We start from the raw sequence: 14,458 nt of genomic DNA, 5'->3' as shown, positions 1-14,458 counted from the left end.
CTTGAAAAAAGGTAGAAATTATTATGTGGATATGGTTAGAGGGCTTATGATTATAAGTATGGTAATCTACCACATACTCTATGATTTAGTTTATTTTTTTAATTATAAAATTGAATTTCTACATGGAAGAGTTGCAGAAGTGTGGCAAGTTTCCACAGTTATAATATTTTTAATTGTATCGGGAATAAGCCTTAGGTTTTATAAAAGCTACAAAAAAAGAGGTGCATATATTTTTGCGCTGGGCTTTGTAATAACTATTGCAACTTATCTATTTGACTCCGATGACTATGTACTATTTGGAATTTTAAGTTTAATAGGTGCTTCTATTTTTATAATAGGGCTAATTGAAAAAGGCCTGTTAAAAATAAATAAGTACTTGGGAATTTTAATGTTTTTACTGTTGTTTGTGGTGTTTTATAACTTGCCAAGTGGATATTTAAATTTGGGATTTACAAAAATAAATGTACCTGAATTTTTATATAGTTTAAAGTACACTTTTATAGTTGGACTTCCTCACGCGGGATTTTCGTCAGTGGATTATTTTCCAATAGTGCCATGGTTTTTTATCTTTGTAGTTGGATTTTATATGGGAATAGTGGTAGAGGAAAAGGGATACTTATCTCCTATGGGAAAGCCAAATATACTCTCATATATTGGAGAAAGAAGCCTTATAATATATTTGCTGCATCAAGTTGTAATATACGCCGTGTTATTTATAATAAGTAAATTTATAACATAGTGAAAGATTACTATATAACTTTGTTTAGGCTTTTTAGATTATGAAAAGCCCAAGATTAGACAAGTTATAAAACAATTTAATCACTTCAAAAGCGGGGTAAGAGAGGTTAGAGAAAATTTTGGTTTTCTCTAACCTCTCTTAATTATTAAAAATATTTTACTAAAATTCAATGATTTTAGTTTCTGTGTCCATTGATGCATTATAAAAAGCTTTTTTTATTTTTATTTTAAAATAAGTAAAAGGTAACCTTGAATTTACCACATAAGAAGAAAATTCAGGTGTTCTCTCTAAAAATATTTTAGTATAGGTATCTTTTTCAGATTCTGTAGGTTCACAAACTTCGCCATCAATAGTTGAAAATTGTGGAAGTGAAGAAATTGAGAGACTGATGTTTTTATTTTCAGATAAGTTTTTAGCCTTTATAGAATCCGGGTAAGTTGCGAATAAAATTGAATCATCAACAATTATGTATTCTACAATTGATGCTCGAGGGGAGTGACTAGAAGATGTAGCTAAGGTACAGATTTTGTTTTGATTTAATAATTCATAAAATTCTTTCATAGTTGTAAAATCTCCTTTTCTATTATAAGACAATGGTATTAAAGTATGACTAATTAATCAAGTAGGCACTTTTATGTTAGTTGGTTTTATTGAGGTAACCATTCTAAGATGTTAAAGTGGATTCTTTTAAAAATTCACAGTTTTATATTGAAATATTAATATAGAAAAGATGTTTAGCTTCTAATTTAATTCAGTGTCTTTTATGTATTGAAGAAAAGAGATTGAGAATTTACTGTGTTAAGTGGTAAATTATTTTATTTACAATATAAGTTTTAATAAAAAATACGCCTTCTAAGCTGGAAGGCGTATTTTTTATTATTACATTTCTTCTTTTGGTATAGGTCTTTTAACAATGTATTTATAGTATATTTTTTCTACCATTATTGAAACGGCGTTGTCGCCAGTTACGTTGGCAGCAGTTCCAAAGCTATCTTGAGTTATATATAGAGTTATCAAGATTGAAGCCAGCGGACTGTCTGATGCAATTCCTACTACTGGTAGGAAAGGAAGAGCACTCATTACAGCTCCACCAGGTGCACCAGGTGCTGCAACCATTGCAATACCTAAAATAGCTATAAACTTAATTATAAGTGCATAGTTATGTGGCATTTGATACATTTCAAGAAGTGTATACACACAGGCAGTAAGTGTAATCATTGAGCCAGGTAAGTGAACTGTGGCACAAAGTGGAATTACAAACTCCCTTATTTGCTTAGAAACTCCCATCTTCTTGTTACACTCCACGTTAACCGGAATTGTAGCAGCTGAAGATTGAGTTCCAATTGCTGTTAAGTATGCAGGTAGTGCTTCTTTAATAGACTTAAATGGATTTTTACCGGTATATGCACATGCAACTATGAACATTGCACTTATGTACAATATGTGAAGAGCTATTATACATACAAAAATCTTTAAGAATATTTGAAGTATTGCAAATACAGAACCTGAGTAGGCCATATTTGTAAAGTTACCAAAGATAAACAGTGGAAGTAGTGGAATTATTGCTTTTTCAAGTACCATATTTATGATTTCATTAAATTCGTTGATAAGCTTATAAAATCCATCTCCAGAGCCTTTTTGTCTAAGAATAGACACACATAGTCCCAATAAAAATGCAAGAACTAAGGCTGCAGTAACATCAATAATAGGATTAAGTGGTATTTCAAAGAAAGCGGCTAAGTTTTTATCAGTAGCAGTTTGAATTTGCTCTACCATTTGTGGTTCTAAAAAACTTGGGAAAATTGTTCTTGCCATAGTGTAAGAAAGCGTACCAGCTATAAGTGTTGATAAGTAAGCTATTAACACAGTTACAAGAAGTAGTTTTCCGGCACCTTCTGATAAGTCGGCAATCCCTTTAGTTACAAATGCTATAATCATCAGCGGTATGATAAAGTTTAAAAATTTACCAAAGTTTGCTGAAATTGTAACTGCAATTTGAGTGATAACTGGTGGGAAATATGAACCAACCAATATACCAAGGATAATTGCAATTAAAAGTTTTGGGATAAGCCCTAACTTAAATTTCTTTTTTGTTTCAGTCATTTTTTGCATCTCCTATTCTATTTTGTTCCTAAAAATTCTCTCCTTATCCTCTGACCGGTTTTAGTGCCTGCAAGTCCGCCTATACCAGTTTCTCTTAGGGACTCAGGCATTGCACGTCCGACTTCTCCCATTGCTTGAGCTACCTCGTCAAAGGGAACTATGGAAGTTACGCCAGCTAGCGCCATATCAGCTGAAATAAATGCATTTATAACGCCGGACGCATTTCTAAAAGTACAAGGATATTGTACTAGGCCGGCTATAGGATCGCATACAAGTCCCAGTACGTTTACTAGGGTTATACTTGCTGCGTGAAGAGCTTGTTCAGGTGTTCCACCAAGCATTGTTACCAGTGCACTTGCAGACATTGCTGAAGCTGAACCGCACTCTGCTTGACATCCGCCCCCAGCACCAGCAAAGGTGGCGTATTTAGCTATTATCTGCCCAATAGCAATAGAAGTCAACATACCATTTTGAATAGTTTCATTGTCAAGGTCGTATTTTTCCTTTGCAGCTACAATAGTAGCAGGCATAATACCTGAAGATCCAGCAGTAGGCGCAGCTACAACTTTGCCCATTGCATCATTTACTTCACTAGTGGAGAATGCCATTGCCATAGTTTTCATTAAGAACTTTCCAATGATAGGTTCTTTGTTTTCCTGGTATTCATTGCACATTTGTGCGAAACCGTCAGTCATTTGAAATCTAGTAGTATTTTTTTTATTTAAATTTTCAAGAGAAGAGTTGACCATGACTTCAATTATTTCATCAAGGTGAGCTCTTATGTCATTGTCACTTTTTTTTGCTCTCTTCATTTCTTCTGCGAGAACTAAGTCATAGATGTGACAGTTTTTTTCCTTGCAGACATCTAAAATTTCCTTTGCAGTATTATACATTATTATACCTCCACATATTTTGTTGATAAAAATCTATCTACATCTAAAATTGCAGCCTTCAAGTTTTCTGTTAGAGGTTTATTTATCTCTATAGTAAGCGTTACAACGTCAGTAAGCTTATCTTTTTCAGTGTTAATAGATTCTATATTGTAATCATTTCCCGACAATAGTGAAGACACATAGGAGATAACTCCCTTTTGTTCTTTGTATTGAAGTAGAATTGTAGGGAATTCTCCCCTAAATTCGATAGGAACCCCATTAATGTTTACAATAGTTATTGCTCCGCCTCCAATAGACGTACCAATAATATATTCGTCAGGTCTATCTTCAAAGCGAAATACAATTTTTACTGTATTTGGATGATAGATTTCACCAAGATCAGTAGTTTTAATTTCATAGTTTATTCCCTTTTCTTTTGCTATTTCAAATGACGTTTTAATTCTATCGTCATCGGGCTCATATCCCATAATACCACCAACAAGAGCCTTGTCAGTTCCGTGACCTTTATATGTGAGAGCAAAGGAACCGTGTAGTAAAAATTCAACAGAAAGAAAATCGTTTCCACAAATTTTCATTGCTGTATTGGCAATTCTACAAGCACCTGCAGTGTGTGAGCTAGAGGGACCAACCATTATTGGACCCAGAACATCAAAAGCACTATATTCAGCCATATAAAAAACCTCCCCATTTAATTTATTCTATAATTATAATACAGCAAATGAGTAAATATAACAATATATATATAGGAAGAGAAATAAGATTATTAAAAAGTTATAGATTGATAAAAATGAGTCAATTAGCGAAATAATCTTATAAAAAAGTTTGTAAAACAAAATGTAAATTTACTTTTACAAAGTACAGGAGTAAATGAATGTATAAAATAAATATTAAAAAAACAAACGATTGCAGAAAGCTCAACACATATAGTATAATTTAGTTTATAAGGAGGTATAAGTATGAAAAATGAAAAACAAAAAAACAGTCAAGAAATTGGTGGTTTTTTAAAAGGCGTTGAACGAATTGGTAATAAACTACCGCACCCTGCAATATTATTTGTTATTTTATCAGTTATAGTAATTATTGCATCAGAAATAGTTTCAAGGGTCGGACATCCTGTAACTTATTATGATGCAAAAGCGGCAGAAGAAGTTACTGTAAGTGCGTTTTCACTTTTAAACAAAGAGGGGTTAAGTTACATATTTAACTCAGCTACGACTAATTTTACAGGATTTGCTCCATTGGGAACAGTTCTTGTTGCAATGCTTGGAGTAGGTGTTGCTGAATGGACTGGACTTTTTGACGCAACTCTTAAAAAATTACTTTTAAATGCAAATGCGAGAATTTTGACACCAATAGTTGTATTTGCCGGAATTATGTCAAATATTGCATCTGACGCAGGATATATTGTAGTTGTTCCTATTGGAGCTATGATATTTGGAATGGCTGGACGTCATCCGCTAGCAGGTCTTGCAGCAGCATTTGCAGGAGTATCTGGAGGATTCTCAGCAAACCTTTTGCTTGGAACTACAGACCCACTACTTACAGGTATTACAAATGAAGCGTTAAAGGCTTCAGGAATTGATATGGTGTTAGCACCTACTTGTAACTGGTACTTTTTAATTGTGTCAACATTTGTACTTACAATAGTTGGTACAATTATAACAGACAAAGTAGTAGAAAAGAACTTAGGAAAGTACACTGGAGACTATGTACCAGACAACACACCTGTTTCAGATTTAGAGAACAAAGGGCTTAGAAATGCTCTTATAGGTCTTTTAATTTATGTTGTTATCATGGCACTTTTAATGTTCCCAGAAAACGCAGTATTTAGAGCACTTGATGAAGCAAGTGGAGAAATGAAGTTAAATAACTTCTTAAATAACGGGTTAATACCTGGAATACTATTGTTGTTCTTAATACCGGGTCTTATTTATGGTAAGACAATTGGTAAAATTAAAACTACACATGACTTAGTTTCAGCAATGACATCAGCAATGGAGTCAATGGGAGCATACATGGTACTTGCATTCTTTGCTTCTCAATTTGTTGCATACTTCAGTGAGTCAAAACTTGGAGTAATAGTATCAGTAACAGGGGCAGAGTTTTTACAAAGTATAGGACTAACAGGTCTTCCACTGGTAATACTATTTATATTTATTGCTGCATTCCTAAACTTATTTATGGGTTCAGCATCAGCGAAGTGGGCTATTATGGCTCCAATATTCGTACCTATGATGTACAGACTTGGACTTCACCCAGCACTTACTCAAGTTGCATATCGTATAGGAGATTCATCTACAAATATTATAACTCCACTTATGAGTTACTTTGCAGTAATAGTAGTATTTATGCAAAAATACGATAAGGATTCAGGACTTGGAACACTAATTTCAATGATGCTTCCATATTCAATGGCATTTTTAGCATCTTGGACAGTGTTGATGATAATTTGGATGCTTTTAGGACTTCCAATAGGACCTGGAGCTCCACTATATGTTTAAAAAATAAAAATAATAATAAAAATAACCTGAGGATTTTATACCTTAGGTTATTTTTTGTTTGAAGTATTTTGAAATAAATATTGTGTAGCTTAACTGGATTTTAAAAATTTAAAACTGTAGTTTAGATATTAAAAATATACACTACATAAATATAGCTTTAATTTCTAAAAATTCTTCAAATCCATAAATGCTACCCTCTCTGCCAAGTCCAGACTGTTTATATCCACCGAAAGGTGCGTTTTGACTAAAGACTCCATCATTAACTTGAATTTGACCTGTGCGAATTTGTCTTGCTACTTTAAGTGCATCTTCACCAGGGCCAAATACCATTCCAGATAATCCGTAAATACTGTCATTGGCAATTTCAACAGCTTCTTCAACAGTATCGTAGTATATGACACAGAGCACTGGACCGAAAATCTCCTCCTGGGCAATTCTTGCCTTTGGAGAAACTTCTGTAAAAATAACAGGGCCGATGTAGTATCCATTGCCCTTTGGAACTTCGCCTTCATAGAGAAGTGTAGCTTCTTCTTTTCCAATTTCTATATATTTGCTCACTTTTTCAAGTTGTGCTTTAGATTGTAGTGAGCCAACGTCAACTTCATCTTCTAATGGATTTCCAAATTTATAAGTTTTTGTAAGTTCAATTAAAGTTTCTTCTACTTCTTTTTTTAAACTTCTTGGTGCAATTAATCTGCTTTTTGCAGAACAAGTTTGACCTACATTTAAATAGACTGTGTCGAGGACTTTTTTAAGAGAGTCTTTTAAATCTGCCCCAGGTAATACTACGGCAGCTGACTTTCCGCCTAGTTCCAACGCCAATTTTTTGACACTGTCTAGCGCTAGTTTTCCGACTTCTTTTCCACCGGAAGTAGAGCCTGTAAAAGTTACCATGTCTACATCAGGGTGCTTTGCAAGTACATTTCCAACTTCGCCACCTCTTCCAGGAAGAAGTTGAAATACTCCTGAAGGAAGATTTGCATATTCAGCTGCAGCTGCAAAGTAGTAAGCAGTAAGGGGAGTTCTCTTGCTAGGTTTTAACAGTATGGTATTTCCTGCTAATAGTCCCGGAATTACTTTTTTTACAATTTGTCCAAAGGGGTAGTTCCAAGGTGTAATACAAGCTACAACGCCAACGGGCTCCTTATAAATAGTATAGTCTACATTAGTTTCTACATAGGAGTAACCTGTTGCAATTTCAAGGTAGTTTTCAATATTTAAGAGATAGGGTTCAACGTGACGAACTTTTGCAAAATCAAGAGGACATCCAAGTTCAAGAGAAAGAGTCTTGGAAATTTCATCTTTATTTTGAACGAAGTAGTCGTACATTTTATTAACGTAGTTTAAGCGCTTTAAAGGTGCAGTTTCACTCCATTTGGAGAAACTTTCTTTGGAACCTTTTATTGCCATTAGAACGTCGCTTTCTGATGCAGCCGGAACTTTTGCAATAATTTCTCTTGTAGCGGGATTTTCAACTTCAATAAAATCTTTTTCTTTAGATACAGTCCACTTTCCATTAATGTATAAATCATAGTTTTTCAAAATATGACCTCCATTCTTTTTTGAATATATACCCATATGTGCAAAAAGACTTCGAAAACCATGCTATTTAAGATAAAACATGTAAAAATAAAAGACCAATCACCAGCTTTATATAAAGCCTATGATTGGTCTTAATATTTATTTTTCTTTTGCCATTTCTATAATTAAAACATGTGAAGAATTGCCTGCATATATATTTATATCCTCTTCAACTATTTCAAGAGCATCTCTTTCTTCCAGTAAAATACTGTTAATTTCCATTTCACCTTCAACAGCTACAAGGTATGCCTGTCTGTCTTTTCCAACTTTAAAATCTATTGAATCACCAGGTGTTAAATAAGTTGCATATACGTTGACGTCTGCATGAACTTGAATCGGAAAAGTTGAATCTCCACTTCCTGAAGCTATGGGCATCCACTTATTTACTCTGTCTTCAAAATCAAAGAGTACGTCACCGTAATTAGGAATATATCCCTCTTTATCCGGGAATATCCATATTTGTAAAAATCTTAAAATATTATGACCGTAGTTGTGTTCACTGTGAGTTACACCTGTTCCTGCACTCATATATTGAACTTGTCCTCTTTTTAAAACTCTCTTGTTGTCCATGCTGTCAGCATGTGTAAGTTCACCGTCAACAACATAGGATATTATTTCCATGTCCTTGTGTGGGTGAGTGTTAAAACCTGTAGTAGGAGCAACCATGTCATCATTTAAAACACGAAGCACCCCAAAGTTTATGTTGTCGGGATTGTAATATGATGAAAATGAAAAGTGGTGGAAGCTATCTAACCAGTGTTCATTGCTGTGACCTAGACTATCTCTTTTAATTAAATTTATCATAATTAACTCCTTATAAGTTTATTTTGTTCAAATCCATAATACCCAGAGGATATATATTTTAATCACATAGGTGTATCCTTGGAATAAAGCCGATAAAATAAGGGTGTTTTTCAGAGAGTTAATTTTATAAAATTTAAAAAAGTTAGGAAGTAAGTTTAATTCTTAGTAAGGCATAAATTGAACTAAATATTATTTTTATTTAATCTACATCCTTTAATTCTTCTAAGTCGTCTTCATCTATAAAAAAAGTAACTTCACCAGTTTCCGTATTAACTTTAGCTTTTACTTCCGGACCGGAATAGAAAATTGAATTACTTGTTTTTATCCTAAGAGGACTATTTGGTCCATAAGCAGTTGTTTTAAATATTTTTTCCATAGTTATCATCTCCAATTTAAAAATTATGTTATACAGCCTTAATTGTCTACTTGCTCTGTGTTAAAAAATAAAAATAAGGCGAGAAAACACAAATGACTAAAATAAAAAGTGTATTTCTAAGCAACGTAAATTGCTAAAAATACACTTTAGTTTGGTGCACACAAGAGGAATCGAACCCCCGGCCTACGCTTTAGGAGAGCGTCGCTCTATCCTACTGAGCTATGTGTGCCTAATATATTAATTTTAGTATAATAAAAAATGTATGTCAATAGAAGAAAAGTGACTCGATGAATTTAGAGAGCCACTTTTTAAATATTTTTTAAATTTAATTGTTATTATTTAACCATTTGACGGTCTTTAACTATTAATTCACCTTTTTTGTAAACTTCGCTACATAAGTTTGTTGCAAAGAAATATAAAGTGTAGTCAAGGTCAGGTGCTTCAAATATAGTTATATCTGCGTCTTTTCCAGCATCAAAACTTCCTATTTTATCTTCTCTGGCAACAGAGTAGGCAGCGTTTATAGTAACTGAATTATAAACTTCTATAGGTGTAAGTTTCATTGCAAAACATCCAAGTTGCATAATAAATTGTAGGTTTGCCATTGGACAAGATCCTGGATTGGAATCTGTAGTTAATGTAATAGCCATTCCTGCGTCTAACATTTTTCTAGCTGGAGCATACTGTTCAGCCATAAGTGAAAATGTTGTTCCAGGAAGCAGGTTTCCTATTACTCCGGCATCAGCTAGTTTTTTAATGTCTTCATCAGTGATTACCATTAAGTGTTCTGCACTTGTAGTTTTAAGTTCTGCTGCAACTGAACTTCCGCCAATTGAATCAATTTCATCTGCGTGGATTCTGGTTTTAAAGCCTTGTTCTTGAGCTGCTTTTAACAATTTATATGATTGTTCAGCTGTAAATACTCCTGTTTCACAGAAAATGTCTACGAATTCTGCAAGGTTATCTTCTTTTACTTTTGGAAGCATTCCTATAACTTCGTCTATAAAGGCATCTGGATTGTCAGCGTATTTTTTTGGAATTGCATGTGCGCCCATAAATGTTGATACTAAGTCAATAGGCATATCTTCGTCTAATTTTTTAGCTACTTCAAGTTGTTTTTTTTCATTTTCCCAGTCTAAGCCGTATCCTGATTTTGCTTCAACTGTTGTAACTCCGTGGAACATCATATGTTCAAGTAGTTTTTTAGACTTTAAATATAAATTTTCAAATGAAGCTTTTTGAGTAGCTGTTTGAGTTGCAAGAATTCCGCCACCTTCTTTTAATATGTCTATATAGCTAACTCCATTGAGCTTTTTTGCAAACTCATTTTCTCTACTTCCGCCATAGATTAAGTGAGTGTGACAGTCTATTAAACCTGGTGATGCAACGTGTCCTGAAAGATCAGTCATTTCAGTTGTTTCGTCTATAAGTGTCTTAGGAACATTTCCTTCTCCTACTTCTAGGATTTTTCCGCTTTTTATTGCAATATATCCATTTTTTAAGATTTTAGCTTCGTTCATTTCTGAGCCCTTTAATGGATGACCAGGGTCTATTGGACAAAAAATTTCGTTTAAATTATACAGTATTTTATCAGCTGTCATTATGTTAACCTCCTATTTAATTAACTTTTAATATCAATAACTTATAATTATTATATCATTAAATATTACTAATAATTGTTACTAATGATATTAATTAATTAAAATCTAATTAGTGTCAAATAATTTATTGTTAAATTGAGCATTACTTATCTATTAAAAAAGTAACATTTTTTTTAAAATGTTTTGAATGGACACTTTAAAGACGATGTCAATATAACATGGTATCAAAAGTCTAGTTAAAAGATGATTAATAAATAAGAGGAGGAAAATAAATGATTAACAATAATGATATTGAAAGTTCAATGAAAATTAAACTTGAATTTGACGAACTACCAGAAATGCCTAAATTCCAAGAGGGAATTCGTAGAGCACCAGATAGGGGATTTCGTTTAACACAAGCTCAAACAGAAGTAGCTCTTAAAAATGCGTTGAGATATATTCCTGAGAGATTTCACGAAGAATTAGTTCCGGAATTCTTAGAAGAGCTTACAACTACAGGAAGAATTTATGGTTATAGATTTAGACCAGAAGGAAGACTTTACGGAAAGCCAATTGAAGAATATAAGGGAAAATGTTTAGAAGGTAAAGCTTTCCAAGTTATGATTGAAAACAACCTTGACTTTGAAATTGCTCTTTATCCATATGAATTAGTTACTTATGGTGAAACAGGACAAGTTTGCCAAAACTGGATGCAATATAATTTAATTAAAAGATACCTTGAAGAATTGACACAAGATCAAACTCTAGTAGTTGAATCAGGTCATCCTCTAGGATTATTTAAATCAAAACCAACAGCTCCAAGAGTAATAATTACTAACGGACTATTAATTGGTGAATATGACAATCTTGAAGATTGGGAAGTTGCAGAAGAAATGGGCGTTACAAACTACGGTCAAATGACTGCTGGTGGTTGGATGTACATTGGACCTCAAGGAATTGTTCACGGAACATTTAACACAATTCTAAATGCAGGTAGATTAAAACTTGGAATTCCAGCTGAAGGAGATCTAAGAGGTAAATTATTCGTAACATCAGGACTTGGTGGAATGAGTGGTGCTCAAGGTAAAGCTGGAGAAATAGCTCACTCTGTAACTATAGTTGCTGAAGTTGACATTTCAAGAATTGAAACAAGACTTGAACAAGGATGGATTTCAAAACTTGCTGAAACTCCAGAAGAAACTTGTAAAATGGCTAGAGAGTATCTTGACAAAGAAGAAGCAATGTCAATTGCATATCATGGAAACATAGTAGATTTACTTGAATACATGAATGAAAATAACTTCCATATTGACCTTCTTTCAGATCAAACTTCTTGCCACAACGTATACGGTGGTGGATACTGTCCATCAGGAATTACTTTTGAAGAGAGAACTAGACTTCTAGGAGAAGATCACAATAAATTTGTTAAATTAGTAGATGAAACTCTTAAAAAGCACTTTAACGTAATTAAAGCCTTAGTAGCTAAGGGAACTTACTTCTTTGACTATGGCAACTCATTTATGAAAGCTGTTTATGATGCTGGAGTTACAGAAATTTCTAAAAATGGAATAGACGATAAAGATGGATTTATTTGGCCTTCATATGTTGAAGACATTATGGGACCTCTTCTATTTGACTATGGATATGGACCATTTAGATGGGTTTGCTTAAGTGGAAAACACGAAGACTTAGTTACTACTGACCATGCGGCAATGAATGCAATAGATCCTACAAGAAGATATCAAGATAGAGATAACTACAATTGGATTAGAGATGCAGAAAAGAATCAACTAGTAGTAGGAACTCAAGCTAGAATTTTATACCAAGATGAAGAGGGAAGAGTAAACATTGCCCTTGCATTTAATAAATTAGTAAGAGAAGGAAAAGTTGGTCCTGTTATGATAGGTCGTGACCACCATGACGTATCAGGAACAGACTCACCATTTAGAGAAACTTCAAACATTAAAGACGGTTCAAATGTAACAGCAGATATGGCAGTACAATGTTATGCTGGTAATGCTGCTAGAGGAATGAGTTTAATAGCTCTTCACAATGGTGGTGGAGTTGGAATCGGTAAATCAATTAACGGTGGATTTGGTTTAGTGCTTGATGGTTCTGAGAGAGTTGATGAAATCATTAAATCAGCAATGAGTTGGGACGTAATCGGTGGAGTTGCTAGACGTAACTGGGCTAGAAATGACCATGCAATGGAAGTTTCTATTGAGTTTAACAAGAAACATGAAGATGAAGCTCATATTACAATTCCATATTTAACTGACGAAAACTTAGTTAAAGATTCTGTTTCAAAAATATTTAACAAATAATAATAGAAGAAAATATAAATAAAAATAGGGAAGGCTTAGAGCTTTCCCTATTTTTATGACTAACTTATAATTTAAAATACAACTAATTACATAAAATTATGGAAAAAATCAACCTAGTAGTATAAAATTAAAATTATAAAGCGAGGTTATAGAATGAAATTAAAAATAATTGCAGACTCGGGATGCGACTTAAATAGAGAAATAATTGATGAACTTAACATAGATATTCTAAATATAATAGTTACCAGTGATGGGGTAGAGTATAGGGATGGCATTGATATAAAAAGTGATGAGTTGTTTAAAAAACAAAGAGAGGGATCAGACTTTAAAACAGCTCAAATTCCTCTCTATGATTACTTGGAAAAATTTGATGCTCTAGCATCAGAAGGAAAAGACTTCATATATATTTCTCTTTCTTCAGGTATAACAGGTGGATATAACAATTCACTTTTAGCTCTTGAAGAGATGAGAAAGAAATATCCAAATGTAAAGATGGCCTCAGTAGATTCTTGTTCAGCATCTGTTGGATTTGGTCTTGTAACTTATTATGCAGCACTTGCTGTAAAAAATGGTGCCAACTTTGAAGAAACTGTAGAATTTCTAGACTTTTTAGTAGAAAATGTAAGACATATATTTACAGTATTTGACATGGAGTACTTATATAGAGGAGGAAGAGTTTCCAGAACAGCTCGTTCGGTTGGAAAAATACTCAATATTAGACCGCTCATTAACGTCAAGGAAAAAGAATTGCAGGTTCGAGAACTTTGTAGAGGAAACCACAAGTCTTATAAGAGAATGTTGGAAATAATAAAGTCTTCCATAGATCACGAAAGAAGTTTTGATGTGATATATCCAATATACGGAGAAGATGAGGAGACGATAATGCCCTTTCTAGAACTATTAGAAAGTGACTTAAGTGCAGAGTTAGTGCCACAGTCTTTGGGATGTGCAATAGGAGCTCATACTGGGCCAGATATAATAGGGGCGGGATACTTAGAAAACGAGATACCATCAAAGTTTCACAAGTATTTAAAAAAAGAAATATAGGACCAGGTAAAAAAACCTGGTTTTTTTAATGAAAAGGTATTGACAAAGTAGTTGAAAATGAATATACTTATAAAGCTGTCAAAGAGACGGCAAAACTTTTTAAAGAGAAGTTTAAGAGAAATAAAAAAACTTTAAATAAAAAGTAAAAAAGATGTTGACATTAAAGCGTAGACATAATATAATAAATAAGCTGTTTTAAAGCAGCGAACAACCTTGATAATTAAATAGTGTAAGAGAAAGAATAAGCAAACAAGCAAAAATGCTTAGCGGAAATAAAGTCAGTGAGAATTGACTGAGCAAATCAAATTTTAATTGAGAGTTTGATCCTGGCTCAGGACGAACGCTGGCGGCGCGCCTAACACATGCAAGTCGAGCGATGAAAATTCGACAGATTCCTTCGGGATGAAGATGAATTGGATTAGCGGCGGACGGGTGAGTAACACGTGAGTAACCTACCTTTGACATGGGGATAGCCTCGGGAAACTGGGATTAATACCCAATGAAATTAAT

12 protein-coding genes, 1 tRNA gene and 1 rRNA gene are annotated in these 14,458 nt (G+C 33.5%); 5 read left to right on the top strand and 9 right to left on the bottom strand.

What is annotated here, in order from left to right; translation table 11 throughout:
• The first annotated feature begins 1 nt into the window (after position 1).
• Positions 2–739, top strand: a complete 738-nt coding sequence (locus BUB47_RS06110) for a heparan-alpha-glucosaminide N-acetyltransferase domain-containing protein (protein ID WP_083529092.1) — start codon at positions 2–4, stop codon at positions 737–739.
• Between the two features lie 159 nt (positions 740–898).
• On the opposite strand, the gene BUB47_RS06105 is transcribed toward BUB47_RS06110, so the two are convergent.
• From BUB47_RS06105 to sdaAB, 4 genes are all read right to left on the bottom strand, one after another.
• Entirely contained in the window at positions 899–1,300 is a 402-nt protein-coding gene (locus BUB47_RS06105) for a pyridoxamine 5'-phosphate oxidase family protein (RefSeq protein ID WP_073184740.1), read from the bottom strand.
• Between the two features lie 318 nt (positions 1,301–1,618).
• A complete protein-coding gene (locus BUB47_RS06100; RefSeq protein WP_073184738.1) occupies positions 1,619–2,842 on the bottom strand; it encodes a dicarboxylate/amino acid:cation symporter in 1,224 nt (407 codons plus the stop codon).
• A gap of 17 nt (positions 2,843–2,859) precedes the next feature.
• A complete protein-coding gene (gene sdaAA, locus BUB47_RS06095; protein WP_073184736.1) occupies positions 2,860–3,735 on the bottom strand; it encodes an L-serine ammonia-lyase, iron-sulfur-dependent, subunit alpha in 876 nt (291 codons plus the stop codon).
• 2 nt (positions 3,736–3,737) lie between these two features.
• Complete coding sequence (gene sdaAB, locus BUB47_RS06090; RefSeq protein WP_073184735.1) at positions 3,738–4,406, bottom strand: L-serine ammonia-lyase, iron-sulfur-dependent subunit beta; 669 nt, start codon at positions 4,404–4,406, stop codon at positions 3,738–3,740.
• A gap of 285 nt (positions 4,407–4,691) precedes the next feature.
• Here sdaAB and BUB47_RS06085 point away from each other — a divergent pair, with 285 nt between their 5' ends.
• On the top strand, positions 4,692–6,236 hold the full coding sequence (locus tag BUB47_RS06085; protein ID WP_073184733.1) for an AbgT family transporter: 1,545 nt from the start codon (positions 4,692–4,694) through the stop codon (positions 6,234–6,236).
• Between the two features lie 141 nt (positions 6,237–6,377).
• On the opposite strand, the gene BUB47_RS06080 is transcribed toward BUB47_RS06085, so the two are convergent.
• The 5 genes from BUB47_RS06080 to hutI all read right to left on the bottom strand — a co-directional run bounded on the left by BUB47_RS06080 (position 6,378) and on the right by hutI (position 10,598).
• Positions 6,378–7,778, bottom strand: coding sequence for an aldehyde dehydrogenase family protein (locus BUB47_RS06080; protein WP_073184731.1), 1,401 nt, complete (start codon positions 7,776–7,778; stop codon positions 6,378–6,380).
• Positions 7,779–7,916: 138 nt separating this feature from the next.
• Positions 7,917–8,621, bottom strand: coding sequence for a pirin family protein (locus BUB47_RS06075; RefSeq protein ID WP_073184730.1), 705 nt, complete (start codon positions 8,619–8,621; stop codon positions 7,917–7,919).
• 199 nt (positions 8,622–8,820) lie between these two features.
• Positions 8,821–8,997: a Clp protease gene (locus BUB47_RS09915; RefSeq protein WP_143270618.1), complete on the bottom strand. Its 177-nt coding sequence runs from the start codon at positions 8,995–8,997 to the stop codon at positions 8,821–8,823.
• Between the two features lie 152 nt (positions 8,998–9,149).
• Positions 9,150–9,226 (bottom strand) — tRNA-Arg (locus BUB47_RS06070).
• Between the two features lie 106 nt (positions 9,227–9,332).
• The gene (hutI, locus tag BUB47_RS06065; RefSeq protein ID WP_073184728.1) at positions 9,333–10,598 is read right to left on the bottom strand and encodes an imidazolonepropionase; all 1,266 of its coding nucleotides are present in this window, start codon (positions 10,596–10,598) and stop codon (positions 9,333–9,335) included.
• Between the two features lie 272 nt (positions 10,599–10,870).
• Between hutI and BUB47_RS06060 the strand changes: the two genes are divergently transcribed.
• The 3 genes from BUB47_RS06060 to BUB47_RS06050 all read left to right on the top strand — a co-directional run.
• Positions 10,871–12,901 carry a urocanate hydratase gene (locus tag BUB47_RS06060; RefSeq protein WP_073184726.1) on the top strand — a complete coding sequence of 677 codons (2,031 nt, stop codon included), beginning with the start codon at positions 10,871–10,873 and terminating at the stop codon, positions 12,899–12,901.
• 153 nt (positions 12,902–13,054) lie between these two features.
• On the top strand, positions 13,055–13,948 hold the full coding sequence (locus BUB47_RS06055; RefSeq protein WP_073184724.1) for a DegV family protein: 894 nt from the start codon (positions 13,055–13,057) through the stop codon (positions 13,946–13,948).
• A gap of 308 nt (positions 13,949–14,256) precedes the next feature.
• Positions 14,257–14,458: ribosomal RNA gene (locus BUB47_RS06050) — 16S ribosomal RNA — on the top strand; the annotation flags it as partial.

The organism is Anaerosphaera aminiphila DSM 21120 (assembly GCF_900129925.1).
GTDB classification, from domain to species: Bacteria; Bacillota; Clostridia; order Tissierellales; family Peptoniphilaceae; genus Anaerosphaera; species Anaerosphaera aminiphila.
The sequence above is the reverse complement of the archived record's forward strand: the minus strand, read 5'-3'. Positions and strand labels throughout refer to the sequence as shown.

Excerpts from the sequence above, each read along its gene's own strand:
- BUB47_RS06105 (WP_073184740.1), bottom strand. The coding sequence starts at position 1,300 with ATGAAAGAATTTTATGAATTATTAAATCAAAACAAAATCTGTACCTTA.
- BUB47_RS06100 (WP_073184738.1), bottom strand. The coding sequence starts at position 2,842 with ATGACTGAAACAAAAAAGAAATTTAAGTTAGGGCTTATCCCAAAACTT.
- sdaAA (WP_073184736.1), bottom strand. The coding sequence starts at position 3,735 with ATGTATAATACTGCAAAGGAAATTTTAGATGTCTGCAAGGAAAAAAAC.
- sdaAB (WP_073184735.1), bottom strand. The coding sequence starts at position 4,406 with ATGGCTGAATATAGTGCTTTTGATGTTCTGGGTCCAATAATGGTTGGT.
- BUB47_RS06085 (WP_073184733.1), top strand. The coding sequence starts at position 4,692 with ATGAAAAATGAAAAACAAAAAAACAGTCAAGAAATTGGTGGTTTTTTA.
- BUB47_RS06075 (WP_073184730.1), bottom strand. The coding sequence starts at position 8,621 with ATGATAAATTTAATTAAAAGAGATAGTCTAGGTCACAGCAATGAACAC.
- BUB47_RS09915 (WP_143270618.1), bottom strand. The coding sequence starts at position 8,997 with ATGGAAAAAATATTTAAAACAACTGCTTATGGACCAAATAGTCCTCTT.
- hutI (WP_073184728.1), bottom strand. The coding sequence starts at position 10,598 with ATGACAGCTGATAAAATACTGTATAATTTAAACGAAATTTTTTGTCCA.
- BUB47_RS06060 (WP_073184726.1), top strand. The coding sequence starts at position 10,871 with ATGATTAACAATAATGATATTGAAAGTTCAATGAAAATTAAACTTGAA.
- BUB47_RS06055 (WP_073184724.1), top strand. The coding sequence starts at position 13,055 with ATGAAATTAAAAATAATTGCAGACTCGGGATGCGACTTAAATAGAGAA.